The organism is Leucobacter sp. VD1, assembly GCF_037150695.1.
Taxonomy (GTDB): Bacteria; Actinomycetota; Actinomycetes; order Actinomycetales; family Microbacteriaceae; genus Leucobacter.
Map to the genome: position 1 here is coordinate 212,813 of NZ_JBBCPO010000003.1, position 22,176 is coordinate 234,988.

Annotated in this window: 20 protein-coding genes; 15 read left to right on the forward strand and 5 right to left on the reverse strand. The window is 68.0% G+C overall.

The window, feature by feature from the left end:
* Positions 1-21: 21 nt before the first annotated feature.
* A complete protein-coding gene (locus tag WFL22_RS10045; protein WP_336992658.1) occupies positions 22-1,542 on the reverse strand; it encodes an ABC transporter substrate-binding protein in 1,521 nt (506 codons plus the stop codon).
* Positions 1,543-1,834: 292 nt separating this feature from the next.
* Between WFL22_RS10045 and WFL22_RS10050 the strand changes: the two genes are divergently transcribed.
* Positions 1,835-2,599 (forward strand): FadR/GntR family transcriptional regulator, encoded by a 765-nt coding sequence (locus WFL22_RS10050; RefSeq protein WP_336652025.1) that lies wholly within the window; start codon positions 1,835-1,837, stop codon positions 2,597-2,599.
* 10 nt (positions 2,600-2,609) lie between these two features.
* Here the strand turns inward: WFL22_RS10050 and WFL22_RS10055 are convergent, their stop codons facing one another.
* On the reverse strand, positions 2,610-3,968 hold the full coding sequence (locus WFL22_RS10055) for an MFS transporter (RefSeq protein ID WP_336992660.1): 1,359 nt from the start codon (positions 3,966-3,968) through the stop codon (positions 2,610-2,612).
* Positions 3,969-4,176: 208 nt separating this feature from the next.
* On the opposite strand from WFL22_RS10055, the gene WFL22_RS10060 reads away from it, so the two are divergent.
* The 3 genes from WFL22_RS10060 (at position 4,177) to WFL22_RS10070 (ending at position 7,381) form a co-directional block, all read left to right on the forward strand.
* A complete protein-coding gene (locus WFL22_RS10060) occupies positions 4,177-4,641 on the forward strand; it encodes an Lrp/AsnC family transcriptional regulator (protein WP_336652023.1) in 465 nt (154 codons plus the stop codon).
* 98 nt (positions 4,642-4,739) lie between these two features.
* A complete protein-coding gene (locus tag WFL22_RS10065) occupies positions 4,740-5,939 on the forward strand; it encodes an acyl-CoA dehydrogenase family protein (protein ID WP_336652022.1) in 1,200 nt (399 codons plus the stop codon).
* A gap of 104 nt (positions 5,940-6,043) precedes the next feature.
* Positions 6,044-7,381, forward strand: a complete 1,338-nt coding sequence (locus WFL22_RS10070; protein ID WP_336652021.1) for a peptidoglycan DD-metalloendopeptidase family protein — start codon at positions 6,044-6,046, stop codon at positions 7,379-7,381.
* A 138-nt stretch (positions 7,382-7,519) separates the two neighbouring features.
* Here the strand turns inward: WFL22_RS10070 and ppa are convergent, their stop codons facing one another.
* Genes ppa through WFL22_RS10085 form a run of 3 tightly spaced genes read right to left on the reverse strand, consistent with a single transcriptional unit; the run spans position 7,520 to position 10,188 of the window.
* Positions 7,520-8,011, reverse strand: coding sequence for an inorganic diphosphatase (ppa, locus tag WFL22_RS10075; protein ID WP_336652020.1), 492 nt, complete (start codon positions 8,009-8,011; stop codon positions 7,520-7,522).
* A 58-nt stretch (positions 8,012-8,069) separates the two neighbouring features.
* Positions 8,070-8,744, reverse strand: a complete 675-nt coding sequence (locus tag WFL22_RS10080) for a hypothetical protein (protein WP_336652019.1) — start codon at positions 8,742-8,744, stop codon at positions 8,070-8,072.
* Between the two features lie 43 nt (positions 8,745-8,787).
* Positions 8,788-10,188 (reverse strand): glutamate decarboxylase, encoded by a 1,401-nt coding sequence (locus WFL22_RS10085; RefSeq protein WP_336992662.1) that lies wholly within the window; start codon positions 10,186-10,188, stop codon positions 8,788-8,790.
* 113 nt (positions 10,189-10,301) lie between these two features.
* Between WFL22_RS10085 and tilS the strand changes: the two genes are divergently transcribed.
* From tilS to lysS, 11 genes are all read left to right on the forward strand, one after another.
* Positions 10,302-11,369, forward strand: coding sequence for a tRNA lysidine(34) synthetase TilS (gene tilS, locus WFL22_RS10090; RefSeq protein ID WP_336992664.1), 1,068 nt, complete (start codon positions 10,302-10,304; stop codon positions 11,367-11,369).
* A gap of 30 nt (positions 11,370-11,399) precedes the next feature.
* Positions 11,400-11,951 carry a hypoxanthine phosphoribosyltransferase gene (gene hpt / locus WFL22_RS10095; RefSeq protein WP_336992666.1) on the forward strand — a complete coding sequence of 184 codons (552 nt, stop codon included), beginning with the start codon at positions 11,400-11,402 and terminating at the stop codon, positions 11,949-11,951.
* A 150-nt stretch (positions 11,952-12,101) separates the two neighbouring features.
* On the forward strand, positions 12,102-14,309 hold the full coding sequence (gene ftsH, locus WFL22_RS10100) for an ATP-dependent zinc metalloprotease FtsH (RefSeq protein WP_336992668.1): 2,208 nt from the start codon (positions 12,102-12,104) through the stop codon (positions 14,307-14,309).
* 2 nt (positions 14,310-14,311) lie between these two features.
* Positions 14,312-14,908, forward strand: coding sequence for a GTP cyclohydrolase I (folE, locus tag WFL22_RS10105; protein ID WP_336992670.1), 597 nt, complete (start codon positions 14,312-14,314; stop codon positions 14,906-14,908).
* The gene (gene folP / locus WFL22_RS10110) at positions 14,905-16,200 is read left to right on the forward strand and encodes a dihydropteroate synthase (protein WP_336992672.1); all 1,296 of its coding nucleotides are present in this window, start codon (positions 14,905-14,907) and stop codon (positions 16,198-16,200) included. Before folE ends, folP begins: the two co-directional genes overlap by 4 nt.
* On the forward strand, positions 16,197-16,742 hold the full coding sequence (gene folK, locus WFL22_RS10115; RefSeq protein WP_336652012.1) for a 2-amino-4-hydroxy-6-hydroxymethyldihydropteridine diphosphokinase: 546 nt from the start codon (positions 16,197-16,199) through the stop codon (positions 16,740-16,742). Before folP ends, folK begins: the two co-directional genes overlap by 4 nt.
* Positions 16,729-17,250 (forward strand): DUF3180 family protein, encoded by a 522-nt coding sequence (locus WFL22_RS10120; protein WP_336652011.1) that lies wholly within the window; start codon positions 16,729-16,731, stop codon positions 17,248-17,250. Before folK ends, WFL22_RS10120 begins: the two co-directional genes overlap by 14 nt.
* Before the next feature lie 45 nt (positions 17,251-17,295).
* The gene (locus WFL22_RS10125; RefSeq protein WP_336652010.1) at positions 17,296-17,814 is read left to right on the forward strand and encodes a PH domain-containing protein; all 519 of its coding nucleotides are present in this window, start codon (positions 17,296-17,298) and stop codon (positions 17,812-17,814) included.
* Entirely contained in the window at positions 17,811-19,598 is a 1,788-nt protein-coding gene (locus WFL22_RS10130) for a PH domain-containing protein (protein ID WP_336992674.1), read from the forward strand. Before WFL22_RS10125 ends, WFL22_RS10130 begins: the two co-directional genes overlap by 4 nt.
* Entirely contained in the window at positions 19,595-20,311 is a 717-nt protein-coding gene (locus tag WFL22_RS10135; protein WP_336652008.1) for a Rossmann-like and DUF2520 domain-containing protein, read from the forward strand. The genes WFL22_RS10130 and WFL22_RS10135 overlap by 4 nt, the downstream gene beginning before the upstream one ends.
* Positions 20,312-20,566: 255 nt before the next feature.
* Entirely contained in the window at positions 20,567-22,105 is a 1,539-nt protein-coding gene (gene lysS, locus WFL22_RS10140) for a lysine--tRNA ligase (RefSeq protein WP_336992676.1), read from the forward strand.
* Positions 22,106-22,176 lie beyond the last annotated feature (71 nt).

Consider the following 22,176-nt stretch of genomic DNA (forward strand, 5'->3'; position numbering starts at 1 on the left):
GCGACCGGGGACCGGGTGTCGCTACTTCCAGGAGAGATCGGTGAGGTTGAGTGCCTCGACGATCGCGTTCTCCGGCACGCCCTCGAGGCCTGCCGTGGTGATCACGATGTTCGGGAAGAGAAACAGCACGCCGCTTGCAGCGTCGTCGACGATCTGCTTCTGCACCTGTTGCATGCCCTCGATGTAGCCGGCCTCGTCTGCGGCGTCGGCCTCGGCTGCGATGGGCGCGATCTTCGAGTTGTCGTAGCCGATGTAGTAGTCGGGGTTGTTGAAAACGGTGAGCAGGTCGCGCGCCTCGACGGCGAGCACCGTGGTCATCTGGTAGTTGTGGTTGGTGAACACGTCCTCGAGCCACACTGCCGGGAACTCCGACGACTCGATGGTGGCGTTGATGCCCACCGCGGCGAGCTGGGAGACCACGATCTCAGAGACGGCCTGCGCGTAAGGGCGAGTCGGAACCTTGAAGGTGATGTCGAGGTTCTCGGCTCCGGCCTCCTTGAGCAGCTCCTTGGCCTTCTCGGGGTTGTACTCGTAGGCGTCGTTGAGATCGACATAGTACGGCTCGAGCGGGGTCACGTAGGTGGCGGTGAGCGAGCCGTAGCCGTTCCAGGCGGTGTCGATGATCGCCTGGCGGTCGAGCGCGTGCAGCACGGCTTGGCGCACCCGCACATCGTCGAAGGGGGCGATGCGGTTGTTGAGCGACAGCGAGATCTCGCCGCTCGAGGTGCCCGAGACGACCTCGAAGGCCGGGTCCTCTTCGAAGGTGCTCACGAGCTCGGGTGCCTGCAGGTTGACGATCGCGTCGACGTCGCCGGTGCGCAGGGCGTTGGTGGTCGCGGTGGCGTCGGCGAGGTACTTCAGTGTGACCTGCTCGACGCCGGGGGCGTCGCCCCAGTAGTCGTCGCGGGTGTCGAGCACAAGGCTCTCGTTCGGGGTCCAGGAGGCGACCTCGTAGGGGCCCGTGCCCACCGGAGCGTTGGCGAGATCGTCGACGCCGCTGGGGCTGAAGATCGCGCCGATGGGGGTGGCGATGTTGAACAGCCAAGCGTTCGAGGGCTGGGTGAGGTGCACCGCGACCTCGGTGTCGGAGAGTACCTCGACGCTTTCGACGACGTCCATCTTGCCCTTGAGGGTGGTGGTCCAGTCGGTCTTGACTCGGTCGAAGCTGAACTTCACGTCGGCGGCGGTGAAGGGCTCGCCGTTCGAGAAGGTAACGCCCTCGTTCAGTGTGAAGGTGTAGGTCTTGCGGTCGTCGCTCAGGCTCCACTCCTTGGCGAGCAGCGGGACGATCTCGCCCTCCTGGTTGATCTCGACCAGGCCCTCGTACACGTTCGACATGAGTGCCTGCGGGATCGCCGCGCCGGCGGTGGTGGTGAAGTCGAGGTTCACGGGTGCGGCGGTGAGCGCGATGGTGGCCGAGGTGCGCTCGGCGGTGTCGGCTGCGCCGGTGCTGCCGCCCGAGCCGGCCGAGCAGCCAGCGAGCACGAGCGCCGTGGCCGCCGCGAGTGCCGCGGTGAGGATGAGTGGTGTCTTGCGTCGCATCTTTGCTTCCTGTCGCAGGGAGTGCCGACGGAGTCGGCGTGTCGGGCATGTGACGTTGGGGCGCGGAACCTGCCCCAGGCCATTGTCGTCGGTGCGCGAGGAGCTTTCGAACCGGGAGGACGTCGATCGCGCTCTCGGCACTGAGAGACAAGCAACAGGATAGATGGTAAGGCCACTTGGTGCAACAGAGCCGACCTAGAGACTCGGGCCGGAACACCCGCCGCCCCTGCCGCGCCGGGCACTAGACTGAAGGCGCCTCTGCCAGACGACGCGCCCCCAAGGAGCCTCAACGTTGACCTCCTCGCACAGCTTCACCGCAGCCTCGCCGGTCTACACCTACCAACGGATCGTCGAGCAGATCGAGCACGCGATCCTCTCGGGCGAATTCCCCGTGGGATCCCAGCTGCCCAGCGAGCGCGACCTGATGGGTCAGTTCGGAGTGAGCCGCCCCACCGTGCGCGAGGCGCTGCGCGTGCTGCAGAGCATGGGTCTGCTCGAACCGCGCCCCGGCACCCGCGGCGGACCCGTGGTGCTCGCACCGTCGCCCGATACGCTCGGGCGATCATTCCGCACCATGCTCGGCACCGCCTCGCTCGATCTCGCTGAGTTGCTGCAGTACCGGATCATCCTCGATGGATCCGCGAGCGAGCTGGCAGCGATCCGCCACACCGACGCAGAGCTCGCGCTCATGCGCGAAGGGATCGAGCGCATGCGGGAGGCGGCCGAGGCCGATGCGCCCGACTTCGCCGACGCCGACCTTGCGTTCCACGAGCGTGTATGGGCGGCGAGCGGCAATCAGATCCTCTCTCTCAGTGGCCACGCCGTCTGGGGTGCGCTGCGCGGCCTGCTGCAGCGCGACGCCGAGCGCAGCCCGGGCGACAACAGCGTCAAGCTCGAATCGGTGCGCATCGACACCGGGCTCTTCGAGGCAATCGAACGGCGCGACGCGACAGAGGCCGGTCGGATCGCCCGCACCGCGCTCGCTGACCGCTTCAGCTCGATGCTGAGCGACCCCGAACAACGGACCCTCGAGCAGTTTCTCGGCCGCGCCCCGTAGCGGACTGCGCTCAGTGGCAGATGCTCCTGCGCAGGGAGCGTACCGCGAGGATGAGGCAGCCGCACGCGACGAGCACCGCGAACCCCAGCACGGCCGGCGCGAGACCGGTGCTGCGAGCCACGAGCCCGAGCCCGAGCACGGGAAGCGCGCTGCCCAGGTAGGTAATGGCGTAGACCAGGTTGACGGTTGACGCATGACGCGACGCGGGTGCCGCTGCGACGGCCGCACCGAACGCCGCCTGGAATGCGACACCCTGCCCGGCGCCGGCGAGGAGGCTGCCGACGACGAAGCAGGCCGGGGCAGACATGGCGGGGGCGACGCCCAGCGCGAGCAGGCCGGCCGCGAAGAGCGAGAGACCGAGAGGTGCGCGCCAGGCCCCCCGCAGCGGCAGCAGCTGCATCGTGGCCGAGGCCAGCAGCACGAGCGAGGCGAGCAAGCCGAGCAGCGGGAGCGAGTCGGTCGCCAGCAACTCGGAGAGCAACGAAGGCGCGAGCGACAGGCACAGGCCGAAGAGCGCGAAGCTCGCGAAGCCGACGAGAGCGGCGAATCGAATCGTAGAGTTTCCATCGGCTGGGGCGGTGTCGGAGCAGGCCGGGTGGGCCGTTCTGGCCGTTTTGGCCGCGCTGGCCGTGTCTGTTGGAGGTGCGAAAGCGCTGCGTTTCGCAGTGCAGGGCCTCGTTGTCTCTGAGCGCGGGCAAGACTTTCCTCGGTTGCCGCGTCGCGCCCCGGCCATCGCCTGGCGGCACTCCCGGTGTGGGGCGATCAACAGGATGGCTGGCGCGAGTGCCAGCAGCAGCGCCGACCAGACGAGGAACGGCGCGCTCGTTTCGGCTCCGAGCAGTGAGAGTAGCCCGCCCAAGATCGGCCCGGCGGCGACGCCTCCGGAGGTGGCGAGCAGGGTGAGGCGTCCGCTGAGGTCGGAGCGTCCTGCCAGCAAGACGCGCAGGGCGCTCGACCCTGTGCCGGTCGCGGCCGCGATCGCGAGTCCCTGCACCGCCCGTGCGGCACAGAACCAGGCCAACGTCGGGGCGAGTGCAAGAGCGAATGTTGCCGCTGCCGTCGCCACCAGCGCGCAGACCAGCACGGTGCGGCGGTTGAGTTCGTCGCTCAGGCGGCGGAACAACAGCAGCCCTCCGAGCAGGCTCAGTACGTAGCTCGAGAAGGCGACAGTGACGCCGAAGCTGTCGATGCCGAGCCTGCGTTCGATGAGTGGATAGAGAGGCGTGGCGAGGTTTGCCGCGGCGAGCAGGCTGAAGAGGGTGAGGGCGGTCAGCGTCGCACGCAATCTCGGTCGGTGCAGCGCGACGAGGGGTGAGGTCGCGCCGGCGGCGTCGGTTTCCGGGGAGGCGAGGGCAGGGGTGGTGCTCACAGGCGTGTTCGCTTTCGGTTCTGCAGCGGGGGTGGTGCTGCGTTTCGATCCGCGAGCGCGGGGTGCTGCGCTTGCGGGGCCGGGTCGGTGCGCTGACCGCGCCCTGCGAGCTAGTACAGCGACATGCTGCGAATCGTGCAAGCGAGCTGATGCCAATTGATCATTATGATCAATACTGCACGGATAAATAAAGCAGAAAGTGGGCAATATGAGCGGAATCGACGCGACTGACCGTCGCATCCTGACGCTTCTCGACGAGGATGCGCGCATGCCAACCGCCATGATCGCCATGCGGCTCGGCCTCGCTCGGGGCACCGTGCAGACGCGACTCGAGAAGCTGCGTGACTCTGGGGTGCTGCGGCGGCACAGCGCGCGCATCTCGCCGGCCTCGCTTGGCCGCCCTGTGGGGGCGAGCGTGCAGGTCGAACTTGACCAGCACCAGATCGGCGAGGCCGTCGAGGCGCTCGCGAACATCCCCGAGGTGCTCGAGTGCTTCGCGCCCGCGGGCAGCACCGACCTGCTGCTACGTGTGGTCGCGAAAGACCCAGACGACCTCTACCGGGTAAGCGAAGAGATCCGCCTTTGCCCCGGTATCAACCGCACCTCGACCAGCCTCTTCCTGCGCGAGGTCATTCCGTACCGGGTCACTGCGCTGCTCGCGACGGAGGAGTGAGTGGCGGATCCGGGTTCCTGCGCCGCAGCTGCGCCGCGCCGGGGGAGAACCCCGGAAGTCGAACCGCACCCGTTGGGGGCGCTCGATAGCATGGCCGGGTGAGCGAGAACGCGACGAAGAATCAGGCCCCGGATCGCGAAGCCAGGCACGCCGAACGAGCCGAGCGCTATCTGCCAGACGAACTGCTGCACCGCTTTCGCGAGCGAGCCGCCGTGACCGATCGCGAGAACGGCTTCTGCTCCGACGATCTCGCAGAGCTGCGTGAGCGCGGCTACCTCCGACTGTTCGTGCCAGAGGAGTATGGCGGCCCCGGCCTCACCCTGCACGAGGTGTCGCGGCTGCAGCAGCGACTCGCTACTGCAGCCCCGGCGACGGCGCTCGCGATCAACATGCACCTCATGTGCACGGGGGTGGCGCGCGCCATGTTCGTGCGCGGCGACCGCTCCCTCGCGCGTGTCTTCGAGGAGACGATGGCCGGCGAGATGTTCGCCTTTGGCATCAGCGAGCCGGGCAACGATTGGGTGTTGCAGGGGTCGGGCACCCGTGCCGAAGCCGACGGTGAGGGCGGCTACCGTCTCACCGGGGTGAAGATCTTCACCTCCCTCTCGCCTGTCTGGACGCGGCTCATCGTGCACGGTCTCGACGACAGCAACCCCGCACAGCCCACCCTTGTCTTCGGCTTCCTCGAACGCGACGGCGGCGGGGTGACGGTCTCCGACAACTGGAACGTGCTCGGCATGCGGGCCTCGCAGAGCCGCACCACGGTGCTCGACGGCGCGCCCATGCCGGCGGATCGCGTGGCGCGCCGCATTCCTGCGGGCGACCACCCGGATCTCCTCACCTTCGCAATCGCGAGCAACTTTCAGCTGCTGGTGGCCTCCGTCTACGCCGGTGTTGCGCGCCGCGCGCTCGATGTCGCCGCTGAGGGGCTGCGTCGGCGCCGATCCGCCCGCAGCGGCACGAGCCTCGCCGAGGTGCCCGAACACCGCACCAGACTCGCCGACGCTCATCTCGGATACCTCGCGGTGCCCGCACAGCTCGACGCGATCACCCGAGATCTCGACGACGCCGTCGACCACGGCGCACGCTGGCCGCTGCACCTCGTCAGCACCCGCATCAACGCCGCCGACGCGGCCCGTCGCTGCGCCGAGACCGCGCTCATCTGCTCCGGCGGAGCCGGCTTCGACGGCGAACACGAGGCGAGCCGGCTCTACCGTGACGCCGCCGCCGGGCTCTTCCACCCGCCGGGCGTCGACGCTGCCAGACCGATGTTCGCGGCGGCCCTGCTCGACGGCTGATGCGCCCGAACGCCTGCCGCCGATCGTTGCCAGCCGTGCGTGCTGAGAGCGGGAGTGTTACGGTGGGCTGGGACCACACTGTCCGGAAAACGGAGTCAGGGGACATGGGGAAGAAGAACGCAGGGTCGTTGAGACGAGTCTTCGGAGTGCTCGGCAGTTGCGCGCTCGCCGCCGGTTTGCTTGTCGGAGGGCAGGCTGTTGCAGCGCCGGCTCCCGCGCAGGCGCTCGATCTCCCCACCTGGGACGACGTGCAGCGCGCCAAGCAGAACGAGGCCTCGGCGGGCAAGAAGGTCGCCGAGATCGAGGGCCTGCTCTCGCAGAGCCAGCAGGAGCTCGACCGTCTGCGCACTCTTGCGTCCGTCGCTATGGCCGAGCTGAACGCCGCCGAGCAGAACCTCGCGCGTGCCACTGAGAAGCTGCAGAACCTTGAGCGCCAGGCCGAGGAGAGCCGCCAGGAGGCCGAGGCCGCAGCGGATCGCGCAGGCGTCATCGTCGCCCAGATGTACCGCTCCGGCGGTGTCGACCGCAGCATGGAGCTCTTCCTCGACTCGGACGGGAGCACCGCCGACGCCCTCCTCGAGCGCATGGCCTCGATGTCGAAGGCCACCGAGCGCAACACGCAGCTCTCGGAGGAGGCCGAGCAGGCCGCGAACACCGCCGACGCGCTGAGCCAGCAGGCCGAGAGCGCCCGCGCCGAGCGCGAAGTGCTGCGACAGGAGCAGGCCGTGAAGGAGCAGGCCGCCGCCGAGGCCGCGGCCTCGCAGGAAGATCGTGTGCGGGCCCAGGAGGCCCAACAGCGCGAGCTGCAGCTGCAACTCGAAGCGCTCAAGGATGAGACCACATCCACGGTGGACGGCTACCGCGAGCGCTTGCGCATCGAGGAGGAGCAGCGCATCGCCGCCGAGAAGGAGCGCCAGCGGCAGGCAGCTGAGGCCGCCGAGGCGCTGCGCCGTGCCCAGGAGGAGGCCGCCAAGAACCCCGGTGGTGGCACCGGGGGTGGCGGCGGTGGCGGCGGCGGCGTGATCTCGCCCCCGCCCCCTGTCTCCAGCAACGGATGGGTGCGCCCCACCAGCGGTTACTACGTGTCCGAGGGCTTCCGCTCGCCGGGCCGCTGGAACCACACCGGCATCGACCTCGCCACCGCGTGCTGGACGCCCATCGTGGCCGCCCAGTCAGGCACCGTCACCATGTCCTACTGGGACCCATACGGCGGCGGCAACATGGTGAACATCAACCACCCCAACGGTTGGCAGACCCGCTATGCCCATATGATTCAGTGGGCCAGCGTGAGCGGCGGCCAGTGGGTCAACGCCGGCCAGGTCGTCGGCTACGTCGGCAGCACCGGCGCCAGCACCGGCTGCCACCTCCACTTCGAGATGCGCCCGAACCAAGACAGCGGCTGGTACGACTTCGTGAACCCTGCGTTCTACATCAACTTCTAGAACGCGTCCGCACATACGAGTGAGGGGCTCGGGATCACATGATCCTGAGCCCCTCACTCGTATGTGCGCGCAGCCTCAGTGCTGCTCTGCGAGGCGCTGCTGCCCCGGGGCGCTCGTGCCTCGCGCCCCGGGAATGCCTCAGTGCTGCTCTGCGAGGCGCTGCTGCGCCTCGATGATCAGCTGCTCGGCGTCGGCGGCCGAACCCCAGGCGTCGACCTTCACCCACTTGCCGGGCTCGAGATCCTTGTAGTGCTCGAAGAAGTGCTCGATCTCCTTGCGGGTGTACTCCGGGATATCGGCGACGTCCTGGATATGCGACCAGCGCGGATCCTTGTGCTGCACGGCGATGACCTTGTCGTCGCCGCCGGCCTCGTCGCTCATCTTCAGCACGCCCACCGGGCGCACCTTCACACCCACGCCGGGGAAGACCGGGTAGTCGAGCAGCACGAGCACGTCGAGCGGATCGCCGTCTTCGCCGAGGGTCTCCTCGAAGAAGCCATAGTCGGTCGGGTAGACGAAGCCCGTGTAGAGCACGCGGTCGAGGTACACCCGACCGGTCTCGTGGTCGACCTCGTACTTGTTGCGGCTCCCCTTGGGGATCTCGATGACTGCGTCGAATGCGGCGGCCATGCGCTCCTCTTTCTGTCGCAGAGACAGCAGCTGGCTGCCTCGGTGTGTGTTGCCGGTCTCAGGGTACCCGATGCGTCGCCGAGCGTTGGCGGGGGAGCACGAGCCACGATGCGATGAAGAAGCAGACCGCGCCGATGCAGGTGCCCCAGTCCACGGCCGGTGGAGAGAGCGGATCGCCGTCGGGTTCGATGAAAGCACCGATCGCCGACACTGCGAAGGCCACACAGCCGGCGAGATTCACCACGACCGACCACCACTCGCCCCGTCGCGGATCCCACAGTGTCGTGTGTGCGCTGCGGTAGGCAGCGCACGCGAAGCCCGCGCTGACGAGGAAGGCCAATGAACCGCCGGCGTCCGGGCGCCAGACGAGATGCCGTTCGGCGAGCATCGTTGTCGCCGAGAGCGCAGCAGTGGTGCTGACGTTGAAGAGCAGCGTGCCGACGCTTTGAATCGCGGCTGAGAGCCACTCTGCTCGCAGAGCGCCCCGCCCGTCACTGCCGCGTGGTGGCCCGCTCAGCGCGAGTTGCACAAACCCCGCAGCGGTGAACCACCAGGCCCCGATGAAGAACGCCAGGTTGCCCAGCTGCGGCCCGAGCACCGTCGACAGCCCCGGCGCCGAACCGACGGCAAACAGCGCTGAACCGATCATGAAGAGCACGCTCTGCTTGCGCAGCGTCGGCATCAGCAGGGCTGCCGGCCCTCCGCCGGGCCCGGCGGGGCTGCTGCTCGGCATGGGCGGCTCCGATCGGTGTCTGGCTGTCACGACCAGGGGCGGATCAGTGGGCGAACCCACCGTTGCCGCTGCTGGGCAGCGGGCTTTCCAGCGCGTCGAGGAATGCGACCTCATCGGTGATGGCATCGAGCAGGTGCCCTGCGAGATCGCGACTCAGGCCCACACGCACCACGATCCGCTGCACGACGAGATCCGACATGTCATCGGGCATGGGGTAGGCGGGGACGAGCCAGCCGCGCATGCGGAGGCGATCCGCGAGGTCGAACAGTGTCCAGTTCTTGGTGTGGCCGGCCACCAGGCGCCAGGCGAAGACCGGGATTGTGTCGCCGCGGCTCACCAATTCAAACGCGGGCATCTGCTCGATGGCGGCAGAGAGGAACTGCGCCACTTCGAGCGAGTTCTGCTGCACCACCCGGTAGCCCTCGAAGCCGAGACGCAAGAACTGGTAGTACTGCAGCAGCACCTGCGCGCCGGGGCGCGAGAAGTTGAGCGCGAGCGTCGGCATGTCTCCGCCGAGGTAGCTGACGTGAAAGATGAGGCTCTCCGGGCAGGCCGCGCGGTCGCGCCACACCACCCACCCGACACCGGGGTACACGAGGCCGTACTTGTGGCCGGAGGTGCTGATCGAATTGACCCTGTCGATCGCGAAGTCCCACACCAACTCCGGCTGGCAGAACGGGGCGACCATCGCGCCCGAGGCGCCGTCGATGTGAATCTTCACATCGACGCCGGTTTCCCGTTCGATCTCGTCGAGCTTCGCCGCAATTTCGCGCACCGGCTCGTACAGCCCGGTGTAGGTCTGCCCGAGAATCGCGACGACGCCGATCGTGCACTCGTCGACGTACTGCTCGAGATGGTGCCCGTCGAGCACAAGATGCTCTTCCGTGACCGGAACGTAGCGGGGCTCCACATCCCAGTAGTTGCAGAACTTCTCCCAGACCACCTGCACGCCCGCAGAGAGCACGAGGTTGGGCCTGTCGGCGGGCTTGCCTTCCGCGCGCCTGCGCTCCTGCCACCGCCGCTTCAGTGCGAGGCCGCCGAGCATGCAGGCTTCTGATGATCCAATCGTCGAAGTGCCGATCGTGTCGTTGATGTCGGGCACGTGCCAGAGGTTCGCGAGCATGCGCCAGCACCGTTCCTCGATGTCGGCGGTGGCGGGATACTCATCCTTGTCGATCATGTTCTTGTCGGCGGCCTCGGCGTAGAGCCGCAGCGCCTCGTCATCCATCCAGGTGGAGACGAAAGTGGCGAGGTTGAGTCGTGAGTTGCCGTCGAGCATGGCCTCGTCGTGCACGATCTGATAGGCGGTGCTCGGCGACATGGCGTGGCTCGGCAGCTCGAACTTCGGCAGCTCCGTCGCTTCACCAGGCCTGACGAACACGGGGTTCACATCGAGCTGCGCACGGGCATCGCCGCCGTGGTGATGACGGTTGACATGAGACATGACTGCTCCTTCGCCGTGACCGGCGCAGGCCCTAACGCCCAGCGCACGTGGTCTTCGTGCACCCTAGCATTTTCGCGGCCTGCCCTGCTGCCCCTCCCGCTAACGTTGATCGCATGGTACAGCGCGCTCTTCTCGACACCAGGCTTGCAGTGCGGCGCGCGCTCGCAGAGTGGTGTTTGCGCGATGATTTGGGGGGCGGATCCGCTGCGCTCGTGCTCGTGGGCCTCTCGGGCGGCGCAGACTCGCTGGCGCTCGCGGCGGCCACCGCGTACGAGGCGAGGCGGGCGGGATTGCTGGCCGGTGCGGTGGTGGTGGATCACGGCCTGCAAAGCGGCTCAGCCGATATCGCCGCTGCTGCGGCCCGGCAGGCCGAACAGCTCGGCCTCGCGCCGGTCATCGTCGAGCAGGTGGCTGTTGAAGATGGAGGAGCAGGCCCTGAGGCGAACGCGCGCCGCGCCCGCTACGAGGCGTTCGCGCTGGCCGCGGCGCGCACAGGGGCTGCCGCGATCCTCACCGCCCACACCCGCGACGATCAGGCCGAGCAGGTGCTGCTGGCGCTGGCACGAGGTTCCGGCACTCGCAGCCTTGCCGGAATCCCGCAGCGGCGCCGACTCTCAGAGACCGGCCCCGACACCGCGATCCTGCGCCCCTTCCTCGCATCATCACCCGAGATCACCCGGGCCACCACCGAGGCCGCGTGTGCGGAGGCCGGCCTCGAGCCGTGGCGCGATCCGCACAACAGCGACCCGGCCTTCGCCCGTGTACGGGTGCGCGAACGGGTGCTGCCCATGCTGGTGGAAGAGCTGGGGCCGGGGATGCCTGCGGCGCTCGCGCGCAGTGCCGATCTCGCACGCGAGGACGCCGATGCGCTCGACGCCCTCGCCGCGGGCATCGCCGCCCGTGCGAATCGCAGCATCCCTGCCGGGGACTCAGATCAGGTCGCTCTGCCCGTCGCCGAGCTCGCATCGTTGCCGATGGCGCTGCTCGCGCGGGTGATACGCGTTGTCGCCTCCCGCAATTTCGGCGCTCAGCTGAGCCGCGAGCACACGGCAAGCATTGCCGCGCTGGTCGTCGACTGGCACGGGCAGGGGCCGGTTTTCGTGCCGGGTATCCGCGTCGCTCGTGCGCAATCGCAGCTCGGATTCGCGCGGCAGACGGGTTCTCCGAGAGCGCCGCGCTGATCCGCCCCCGAGCAGTGGAAGAATAGACGCATGGACGCGAAACAGCTGGGGGATGACCTCTCCGTCGTACTGCACACCGAAGCCGAGCTTCACGCCCGTCTTGCTGAGATGGCCCGCGAGATTGAGGCCGACTACGCCGACGCGCCGCCGCTGCTCGTCGGCGTGCTCAAGGGCGCCGTCATGGTGATGGCCGATCTCGCCCGCGAGCTGCGCTTTCACGCGCAGATGGACTGGATGGCGGTCTCCTCCTACGGTGCCGGCACGAAGTCGAGCGGTGTCGTGAAGATTCTGAAAGACCTCGACAGCGATATCACGGGGCGCGACGTGCTCATCGTCGAGGACATCATCGACTCGGGCCTCACCCTGGCCTGGCTGAAGGAGAATCTCGAGAGCCGCGGTGCGAAGTCGGTGCGCATCTGCACGATGCTGCGCAAGCCTGAGGCGCTCAAGGTGCAGGTCGATGTGGCCTACGTCGGTTTCGATATTCCCGTGGAGTTCGTGGTGGGATACGGCCTCGACTACGCCGAGGATTACCGCAACCTGCGCGATGTCGCAGTGCTTGCGCCTCACGTCTACAGCTGATCGCGCGGGCCGAGCTCCGCATGCCTGGCGGGGCTCCACCGCTCCGCCCTGAGCGGACAAGCGCCCCAGCGCAGTTCGATGTCAGGGGTATTGGCTACGCTTACGCTTACGGTTGCACCCGCAGCACCGCCCGTCTCGAAAGGCCCCGACTTGGCACAGAACCCGACGAAGAGCACCTCGAAGAGCCGCAAGCTCTTCCGAGGCCCGCTGCTGTACCTGATCGTTGCACCGATCATCGTGCTGCTCGGGTGGTCGCTGCTCTCGGGCGGTGACACCCGCGAGGTCACCACCGAGCGCGGCCTCGAGATGATCTCGAGCGGCCAGGTGAAGCAGGCCGAGATCATCGACGGCGACCAGCGAGTCAATCTCTCGCTCGAAAAGGTCGACAAGAAGGCCGGCACCGACAAGGTCTACTTCTACTATGTGGCGCCGCGCGGCGAGGCCGTGATCGACACTATCGATCAGGCCGATCTGAAGGGCGGCTTCAACGACAAGGTGCCGCAGCCCAACCCGTTGTGGTCGCTGCTCGGCTTCCTGCTGCCGCTGCTGCTCATCGGTCTGCTGATCTGGTGGATGCTGTCATCCATGCAGGGCGGCGGCCGTGGGGTGATGCAGTTCGGCAAGAACAAGGCCAAGCTCGTGTCGAAAGACATGCCGCAGGTCACCTTCGCCGATGTCGCAGGCGCCGACGAGGCCGTCGAAGAGCTACACGAGATCAAAGACTTCCTGCAGGATGCTTCGCGGTTCCAGGCCGTCGGTGCGCGCATCCCGAAGGGTGTGCTGCTGTACGGCCCGCCCGGCACGGGCAAGACACTGCTCGCGCGCGCGGTCGCCGGAGAGGCGGGGGTGCCGTTCTACTCGATCTCGGGCTCCGACTTCGTCGAGATGTTCGTGGGCGTCGGTGCGAGCCGTGTGCGCGACCTCTTCAAGGAAGCCAAGGCGAACGCGCCGGCCATCATCTTCGTCGACGAGATCGACGCTGTCGGCCAGCGCCGCGGCCAGGGCATGGGCGGCGGCCACGATGAGCGCGAGCAGACGCTCAACCAGCTCCTCGTCGAGATGGACGGCTTCGACCCCAAGACCAACGTCATCATGATCGCGGCGACCAACCGCCCCGACATGCTCGACCCTGCGCTGCTGCGCCCCGGTCGCTTCGACCGTCAGATCGGTGTCGACGCCCCCGATATGCCCGGGCGTCTCAAGATTCTGCAGGTGCACGCGAAGGGCAAGCCGCTCTCGAAGAACGTCGATCTCGGGGTCGTGGCTCGCAAGACCCCCGGGTTCTCGGGTGCCGACCTCGCCAACGTGCTCAACGAGGCCGCCCTGCTGACGGCGCGCTCCAACGCGCAGCTCATCGACAACCGCGCGCTCGACGAGGCCATTGATCGTGTGATCGCCGGCCCCCAGCGTCGCACCAGAGTGATGAAAGACCGCGAAAAGCTCATCACCGCCTACCACGAGGGCGGTCACGCGCTCGTGGCCGCTGGCCTCAACCACACCGATCCTGTGACGAAGATCACCATCCTGCCCCGGGGCCGTGCCCTCGGCTACACGATGGTCATTCCGCTCGAAGACAAGTACTCGGTGACTCGCAACGAGCTGCAAGACCAGCTCGCCTACGCACTGGGCGGGCGCGTAGCTGAAGAGCTCGTGTTCCACGACCCCACCACGGGTGCTGGCAACGACATCGAAAAGGCCACCGGCACGGCTCGCAAGATGGTCACCGACTACGGCATGTCGGCCACGGTCGGCCCAGTGAAGCTGGGCCAGGCCCAGCCGGGTGCGTTCCTCGGCGAGTTCGGGCAGACCCGCGACTACTCGGAGGGCGTGGCCGTATCGATCGACGCCGAGGTGCGCGCTCTGCTCGAGCAGGCGCACAACGAGGCTTACGAGGTGCTCGTCACCAACCGCGACATCCTCGATGCGCTCGCTCGCGAGCTGCTCGAGAAGGAGACGCTCGACCACGTCCAGATCGCCGAGATCTTCCGTGACGTGAAGAAGCTTCCCGAGCGGCCCACCTGGCTCTCTAACGATGAGCGCCCGGTGTCCAACCGTCCGCCCATCGAGGTGCCCGCCTCGGTTCGCACCGACAACCGCCACCCCGGTGACCACGGCCCGAGCGTTGAAGCGCCGGCCGACGACGCCTCGGCTCAGCCTTCTGGCACCACGGCAACGTCGGCACCCGGCGGCCATGACGGCACCGATGCTGGCGCTGCCGATGGCAATGCCGCCGAGGGCAACGTCGAGTCTTCGCAGCAGCGCGTCGGTGACGAGCCGCTCGCGCCAGGCGAAACGAGCACGCCTCCCCGCAATCTGGGTGTGCGCGACGCTGGCGACGACCGCGACGACTCCCGCTAGACATGTCCGAGCGGGTTGACCGTGCACGCATCGCCGCAGCGGTGCGCGAGCTGCTGAGCGCGATCGGATCCGATCCCGATAGCGCTGAGCTCGCGAGCACCCCTGCGCGCGTCGCCGACGCCTACGCGGAGTTCTTCGCGGGGGTTGGCGAAGATCCGGTGCAGCACCTCGCCGACGCGGTTCCTGTCGGGGAACACACCGGTGAGCTCGTGATGCTGCGCGATATCGAACTGCGCTCAGTCTGTGAGCACCACCTACTCCCGTTCCGCGGCGTCGCGCACATCGCATACCGGCCTGGCCGCCGCATCGTCGGGCTCAGCGCGCTGCCCAAGGTGGTCGACACGCTTGCGGCCCGGCCCCAGGTGCAGGAGCGCCTGGGCCAGCAGATCGTCGACGCGCTCAACGCCGGACTCGCCCCGGAGGGCGTGCTCGTGGTGCTCGAAGCGAGCCACGGCTGCGTCGCCGATCGCGGCGTGCGACAGACCGGAGCCGTCACCGTCACCGTTGCCTCGAGCGGAACGCTCGCCGCAGCGGGTGCCAGGGGCGAGGTGCTGGCCCTGCTCGGAGGCACGATCGCCGATAGGGGATCCGTTTCATGAACACCCTGGTGATGGGAGTGCTCAACGTCACCCCCGACTCGTTCAGCGACGGCGGGCAGTTCGCCGCCACCGAGGCTGCGATCGCGCGCGGGCGTGCACTCGCGGCTCAGGGCGCAAGTATCGTCGATGTCGGCGGTGAGTCGACCCGCCCAGGCGCCACGCCCGTGCCCGTCGAGGAGGAGCAGCGCCGGGTGCTGCCGGTGATCCGTGCCCTCACCGCCGAGGGCATCGAAACCTCGATCGACACGATTCACGCCCAGACGGCCCTGGCTGCTGTTGCGGCGGGGGCTCGCAGCATCAACGATGTCTCCGGGGGGCTGCACGACCCCGCCATGCTCGATGCCGCGGCCCGGGCTGCCGCCGAGCACGGGGCACGCTTCATCATCGGTCACTGGCGCGGCATCCCCGACCCCGCGCACCAGCGCTCCGACTACGCCGATGTGATCGCCGAAGTGCGGGATGCGCTTGCCGATCGCGCTCGGGCGGCGATCGCCGCGGGTGTCGACAGTTCGCTCATCGTGCTCGATCCCGGTCTCGGCTTCGATAAGACGGGGCAGCAGTGCTGGGCCCTGCTCGCCCACCTCGATACCCTCATCGAACTCGGCTATCCCGTGCTCGTCGGGGCCTCCCGAAAGCGCATGATCGCCGAAGCCCTGGTGGGTGCCGGCCTCGAAGCCGATCTTTCCGCCCGTGATCTCGCTACCTCGGTGGTGACGGCCCTCGCGGCTGGCTCGGCCTGGGGGGTTCGTGTGCACGACGTCGTCGGCAGCGTGCAGGCCCTTGCCGTGGCCGGGGCCTGGCAGGGCGCCCGGCCTGCCGAAGATATGGGATCTGCCGAAGATATGGCCGATCCGCCGAGAAACGGCATATCGACGGCAGATCCCATAACTCCGGGCGGGGCGAGTTCGGCTCGTGGGGCGGATCAGGTCGGCGGTTCGGCAGACCGAATCGTGCTGACCGGCCTCGAAGTGTTCGCGCACCACGGCGTGTTCGACTTCGAACGGCAGAACGGCCAGCGCTTCATCATCGACGCCGAGGTCGCCGTCGATCTGCGCGCTGCGGCCTCCGGCGACGCGCTCGAACGCACCGTGCACTACGGCGAGCTGGCTGAGGCGATCGTTGCGGCTGTCGAACGTGACCCTGTCGACCTGATCGAGACCGTTGCCGAACGGGTGGCAGATGTCGCCCTCCGTTTTGCTGGGGTGCGCAGTGCGAAGGTGACGGTGCACAAGCCTGACGCGCCGATCGCGGCGACCTTCGCCGATGTCGCAGTGGCGGTGGTGCGGCCGTGATCGCGCAGATTGTTCCCGTGCTGCTCGCCTTCGGCGCCAACCTCGGCGACCGTGGGGAGACGATCAGGGCGGCCCAGCACGAGCTGGCGCACGCGCCCGGCATTCGCGAGTTGCGGGCCTCACCGCTGCGAGAGACCATCGCGCTCACCGTGGAGGGGCCTGATCCTGATGCGCCGCGCTACCTCAATGGTGTGGCGATCGCCGAGACTGCCATGCCACCGCATGAGCTGCTCGATCTGCTGCAACGCATCGAAACCGAACACGGCAGGGTGCGCGATGAGCGCTGGGGTGACCGCACTCTCGACATCGACCTCATTCTGTACGGCGGGCGGGTCGTCTCAGATGACCGCCTTACCGTGCCCCACCCACGCGCACACGAGCGCGACTTCGTGCTTGCGCCCTGGCTTGACCTCGACCCTGGTGCCGTGCTTATGGGCCACGGTCGGGTCGCCGATTTGTTGGCCCGCTTGGGTGACACGACGCGGCCGTTCACCGAGCCGCTGGCCCACGACGATGCTGAGGCTGCGCGTGCGACCGGCTGAGCGGGGGAGCCCTGCGGCTTTGGCGGCCGCGGCCGCTGTGGGGGCTGCTGCCGGCCTGCTCGTGCAGTTCGTGCTGTCGAACCGCGGCCACGCGCCCCTGGTGCCGCCGCTTTCGCTGCCGCTGACCCTGGGGCTGCTGGCGGTGGTGCTGCTGGTGTTCGCGCTCAGGCTGCGCCGGGCGTTGAAGAAGGGGCCAGGCGCGGTGAACCCCTTCCATGCGGTGCGGCTGCTGGTGGCCTCCCGGGCCGCGCAGCTGGTGGGCTCGCTGCTCGGCGGCTTCGGCGGCGGCCTGGCGCTTTCGTTGATCGGGCGCAGCGTGCCGGCCCCGACCGCGAGCTGGCTGCCGATGCTGCTCACACTGATTGCGGGCGCGGTGCTCACCGCCAGCGCTCTGTTCTCGGAGCATTGCTGTCGGGTGCCGCCGGGTGATGATGACGCTGAGCTTGATGATGCGGATCCCGCGCCGGGTGCCGGGCCAGCCGATCAGGCGGCGTTCCGCAAGCGTTGAGGTGAGGCGCCTGCAGTGTCGGGGGTGGCCTCTACACTGGGGGACGTGAACGACGAACAGCGCATCAGCAGCGAACCGCAGTGGCCGAATGGCGAGGTCGAATGGCAGCGGGTCTCTCCCAAGTATGCCGTGGCAGATCTGGTCCTCAATCTGCTGCTGGATGCAGTGGTGCTGATCGTGCTGGTGGTGCTGCTCGTCGTGGTGCGCGATGAGACGCCGCTGCCGCTAATCATCGGGCTGAGTGGGTTGTTCGTGGTGCTGCTCGTCAACTCGCTGCTGGCGTTCCGGCGGGTGAAGGCGATCGGCTACATCCTGCGCGAAGACGATCTTCTCTTCCGTCGCGGCATCATGTTCGAGCGGGTCATTGCCGTTCCCTATGGCCGCTTGCAGATGGTTGACGTTACGCGGGGGCCGTTGTTGCGTGCGCTGGGGCTCGCCACGCTGAAGTTTGTCACCGCTTCGGCGGCGACGGGCGTCAATCTGCCTGGTCTGCGTCTCGAAGATGCTGAGGTGCTGCGTGACCGTCTGGTGCAGCTCGCCGAGATCAGGAGGTCTGGCCTGTGACCGAGCAGCACGACGCCGACGCCCCGCCTTCGGGCAGCGGCGATGCCGGGCACACCGGCCCCGCAGATCACCCCGCGGCCGCAGGGCCCGATGCAGCGCTGGCGGGTGCGGTGGAGGCCGCTCTTCCTGGCACTGCCGACGCGGCGGGGTGGCGTCGGTTGCACCCGCTCTCGCCCTTGCTGCGAGGCGGTCTCGTGCTCATTGTGATCGCGGGCATCATTGTTGCGAACTTCCGCGATCGTTTCGTCGAGGTGTTCTTCGCAGATCAGGTGTGGCGGGGGCGAGAGGGCGTCGAGGTCGACTTCTCCGGTGAGGGCGATGTTGTCGATCTCTGCAACTACTTGCTCGAGCAGGGCTTGCTGCTGCTCGTACTCGGCGGCATTCTCGCGGTCATTCTGCTGATCGTCTTGTTTTCGTGGATCGCCTGGCGCTTCCACACCTATCGCATCAACGGCGAAGCTGTCGAGGAGCAGAGCGGGGTGCTCTTCCGCAAGCACCGGCGCGCTCCCCTCGACCGGATTCAGAGCGTGAATCTCCAGCGCCCGCTTCCCGCACGTGTGCTCGGCCTGACGAAAGTTGAAGTGCTCACCGGCGGTCAGGGCGGCAAAGTTGAGCTGGCCTATCTCAGTCACCGTGATGCGAAGACGGTGCGCGAGCAGATCCTGCGGCTCGCCGCGGCGAAGCGCGAAGGGTCCGCTGGGTCGGTGGGCGGCGATACTGCGGGCCCCGGTGCGATCTCGGCCCCCGCTCCGGTTGGGCCGGATGGCTTCGTCTACGGTGCTCCGAGCAGTGCTTTGACGGCCCGCGCGCAAGATTTCGTCGATCTCGACGTCGATCCGGCGGCGCTCGAAGCGCAGACCCTGGTGCGGGTGCCGGTGGCGCGCCTCGTTGGCAGCATTGCGCTCAGCTGGGAGGCCGTGATCACCGTGGTCGTCCTCGTGGGCGTGGTGGTGGGCGGAGCAGTGCTCGAGCCCGCGCTGATCCTAGGCGTCGTCCCGCTGCTCCTTGTGATGGCGGGCATCATGTTCGGGCAGTTCAACAAGGGCTTCAACTTCACCCTCTCGCGTTCTCGTGACGCGGTGCGCACCGGGGCGGGTCTTACGTCGACGGTCACCGAGACGGTGCCGTTCGGGCGTATTCACGCCGTCGAGGCTCGCCAACCGCTTCTGTGGCGGGGCTTCGGCTGGTGGAAGGTGCGCATCACCACCGCGGGGCACTCCCTCGCGCAGGGCGGTCAGAACGCGATGCAGAATGTGGTGCTGCCTGTCGGACGAGAGCCCGATGTGCTGCGGGTCATCGAGACGCTGCTGCCCGGCGTGGGCAGTGAGGAAGACGAGATCGCCGCTTTGCGGAACGGGCTTTCGGGCGAGGCTCACGGCTATCTCGGGGCGGGGCCGCGCGGTGCGGCGGTGCTGCTGTGGGGGCGCTCGCGAGCGGGTGTGCGGATCGCCGACGCCGACCGGTCGGAGGCCACGCTGCGCGTTCGACGAGGGGCGCTCACGCGGTCCTTCGCGGTGATGCCGGTGCTGCGCGCCCAGTCGGTGCAGCTGCGCCGACCACTGCTGCACCGCTTCCTGGGGCTCGCATCGCTGCAGGCGCACACCGTGCTCGGGCCGGTGCGGATGGAGATGCGCGGCCTCGAACTGCACGACGCGCAGCGCACCTTCGACGAGCTCGCAGCCACGGTGCTGCGGGTGCAGAACGCTGAGGCGCAGCAGCGGGCCGGGACTGATGTTGCGCCTCAGCATGCTGCACCCGTTCTCCCGCAGGAGCCGCAGCCGTGAGCGCGGGACAGCAGGCGTCGCGCCTCGGCGTGGGGCTTGTGGGTGCTGGGCGGGTGGGTCCCGTGCTGGCCCGCGCCCTTGCGGGTGCCGGTCACGCGATCACCGGCATCTCGGCGATCAGTGAGCAGAGTCGTGAGCGGGCCGAGGCTATGCTGCCTGGTGTGCCGATCCTTGAGGTTGCCGAGGTGGTGCGTCGTTCAGAGCTTGTGCTGTTCGCGATCCCGGGGTCCGAACTCCCCGACCTCGTCAGCGGGCTCACCGCCACAGGGGCGTGGCAGCCAGGCCAGCTCGCGATTCACACCGCGCCCGAGCACGGCTACGGGGTGTTTGCCCCTGCCCTCGCGGCCGGTGTGATCCCGCTTGCGCTGCACCCCGCAGTTGTTTTCACAGGCACGAGCCTTGACCTCGCAAGGCTCGCCGGGGCCTCGGTTGCGGTCACCGCGCCCGCGCCAGTGCTGCCCATCGGGCAGGCTCTCGCCGTCGAGATGGGGGCTGAACCTCTGATCGTGCAGGAGCAGGATCGACCGGCCTACGCAGAGGCGATCGACGCCGCAGCCGAGTTCTCACGCGCGGTGGTGCGGCAGGCGGTCGATGCGCTTCGCGGCATCGGCGTCGAGCAGCCTGACCGCGTGGTCGGGGGAGTGGTGCGGGCCACGATCGAGGATGAGCTGCGCGACGCATTGGGCGAGCCGGGCCCGGAGGCTACTCCCTGAGCCACCCGCAGCTGCTTCGCTGCGCGGCACCACGGCTCCACGGCCCTTCGCGCTCAGCGCTGACCCCGTCAGCGCAAACCAGCGCAAGTTGGCATGTCGGAACGTGGCCCGGCGGCCCGGCGCCCCCCTGGCGCCGACCCCGCCCGAGCCGTTCCTGTCAGGGCCGGCGGATCGCGGCGGGCGGGTAGGATGGTTCGGTGAGCCGGAACCCCAGTGTCCGGTGCGCTTCGAGCCCTGACCACGGAGGATCCGCCCATGAGCGAGCAGCCCGCAGCCCCCGCGCACGTTGAAACCGAGGAAGACCTCTTCGAGCAGAAGCGCGTGCGCCTGGAGAAGCGGGACCGCCTGAATGACGGTGCCGATCTTGGCGGGGGTGCCTACCCCGTTGAGGTGCCCGTCACGGCAACGATCCCAGAGGTGCGTGCGAAGTGGGGCCACCTTGAGGCGAACCCTGACAGCGCCTCGGGCGAGACGGTCGGCATTGCGGGTCGAGTCGTGTTCCAGCGCAACACGGGCAAGCTGTGCTTTGCTTCGCTGCAGGCCGGCGACGGCACCCGTATCCAGGCGATGGTGAGTCTCGCCGAGGTGGGCGAAGAATCACTCGCCGCCTATAAGGAGCTCGTCGACCTGGGCGATCACCTCTTCGTGAGCGGTGAGGTGATTTCGAGCCGCCGCGGTGAGCTGTCGATCATGGTGCGCGAGTGGCGGGTCGCCGCGAAGGCTCTCGCCCCGCTGCCCAATATGTACGCAGAGCTCAATGAAGAGTCACGCGTGCGCCAGCGCTACCTCGACCTCATTCAGCGCGAGCAGGCCCGCATCAATGTGGTCACCCGTGCTCGCACCATGGCGAGCCTGCGCCAGACCTTTGCCGAGCGCGGCTTCATCGAGGTCGAGACGCCGATGCTGCAGACCATGCACGGCGGCGCTTCCGCACGGCCGTTCGTCACGCACTCGAATGCCTTCGACACCGAGCTCTTCCTGCGCATCGCCCCCGAGCTCTACCTCAAGCGCGCAGTGGTAGGCGGCCTCGACCGCGTCTTCGAGATCAACCGCAACTTCCGCAACGAGGGCGCAGATTCAACGCACAGCCCCGAGTTCGCGATGCTCGAGTCGTACCAGGCCTACACCGACTACAACGGCATCGCCGATCTCACGCAGCAGCTCATTCAGAACGCCGCACTCGCGGTGAACGAGGGCACTGAGCGTGAGGGCACCCACGTGGTGCGCTGGGCTGACGGCACGCTTTTCGATCTCGGCGGCGACTGGGACCGCATCTCGATGTACGGCACGCTGTCCGAGGCCGCGGGTCGCGAGATCACCCCTGAGACCTCCGTCGCAGAGTTGCTGTCGATTGCCGAGGCCGAAGGTGTCGAGGTGCGTTTGCCCAACCACGGCAAGCTCGTCGAGGAGCTTTGGGAGCACTTCGTGAAAGGCGGGCTCACCCGCCCCACTTTCGTCATGGACTTCCCTGTCGAGACGAGCCCGCTCACGCGTCACCACCGATCCATCCCCGGCGTTGTCGAGAAGTGGGATCTCTACGTGCGCGGCTTCGAGTTGGCCACGGGCTACTCGGAGCTTGTCGATCCTGTGGTGCAGCGCGAGCGTTTCGTGCAGCAGGCGGCGGAGGCTGCTCGCGGCGATGACGAGGCGATGAGCGTTGACGAGGACTTCCTGCGCGCTCTCGAGCACGGCATGCCGCCTTCGGGTGGCATGGGCATGGGTATGGATCGTCTGCTCATGGCGCTCACGGGCCTCGGGATTCGCGAGACGATTCTCTTCCCGCTCGTGAAGTAGACCCTCCGCTTGCGCCGCCACGGGAACGCTCGTGGCGGTCCCAGGATTTGCCCGGGAGAGGGCCGGTACGC

Bases quoted from the DNA above. Each gene is read 5' to 3' on its own strand.
- WFL22_RS10085 (WP_336992662.1), bottom strand. From the start codon at position 10,188: ATGTCTCATGTCAACCGTCATCACCACGGCGGCGATGCCCGTGCGCAG.
- WFL22_RS10080 (WP_336652019.1), bottom strand. From the start codon at position 8,744: ATGCCGAGCAGCAGCCCCGCCGGGCCCGGCGGAGGGCCGGCAGCCCTG.
- ppa (WP_336652020.1), bottom strand. From the start codon at position 8,011: ATGGCCGCCGCATTCGACGCAGTCATCGAGATCCCCAAGGGGAGCCGC.
- lysS (WP_336992676.1), top strand. From the start codon at position 20,567: ATGAGCGAGCAGCCCGCAGCCCCCGCGCACGTTGAAACCGAGGAAGAC.
- WFL22_RS10045 (WP_336992658.1), bottom strand. From the start codon at position 1,542: ATGCGACGCAAGACACCACTCATCCTCACCGCGGCACTCGCGGCGGCC.
- WFL22_RS10060 (WP_336652023.1), top strand. From the start codon at position 4,177: ATGAGCGGAATCGACGCGACTGACCGTCGCATCCTGACGCTTCTCGAC.
- folP (WP_336992672.1), top strand. From the start codon at position 14,905: ATGAACACCCTGGTGATGGGAGTGCTCAACGTCACCCCCGACTCGTTC.
- folE (WP_336992670.1), top strand. From the start codon at position 14,312: ATGTCCGAGCGGGTTGACCGTGCACGCATCGCCGCAGCGGTGCGCGAG.
- tilS (WP_336992664.1), top strand. From the start codon at position 10,302: ATGGTACAGCGCGCTCTTCTCGACACCAGGCTTGCAGTGCGGCGCGCG.
- hpt (WP_336992666.1), top strand. From the start codon at position 11,400: ATGGACGCGAAACAGCTGGGGGATGACCTCTCCGTCGTACTGCACACC.
- WFL22_RS10070 (WP_336652021.1), top strand. From the start codon at position 6,044: ATGGGGAAGAAGAACGCAGGGTCGTTGAGACGAGTCTTCGGAGTGCTC.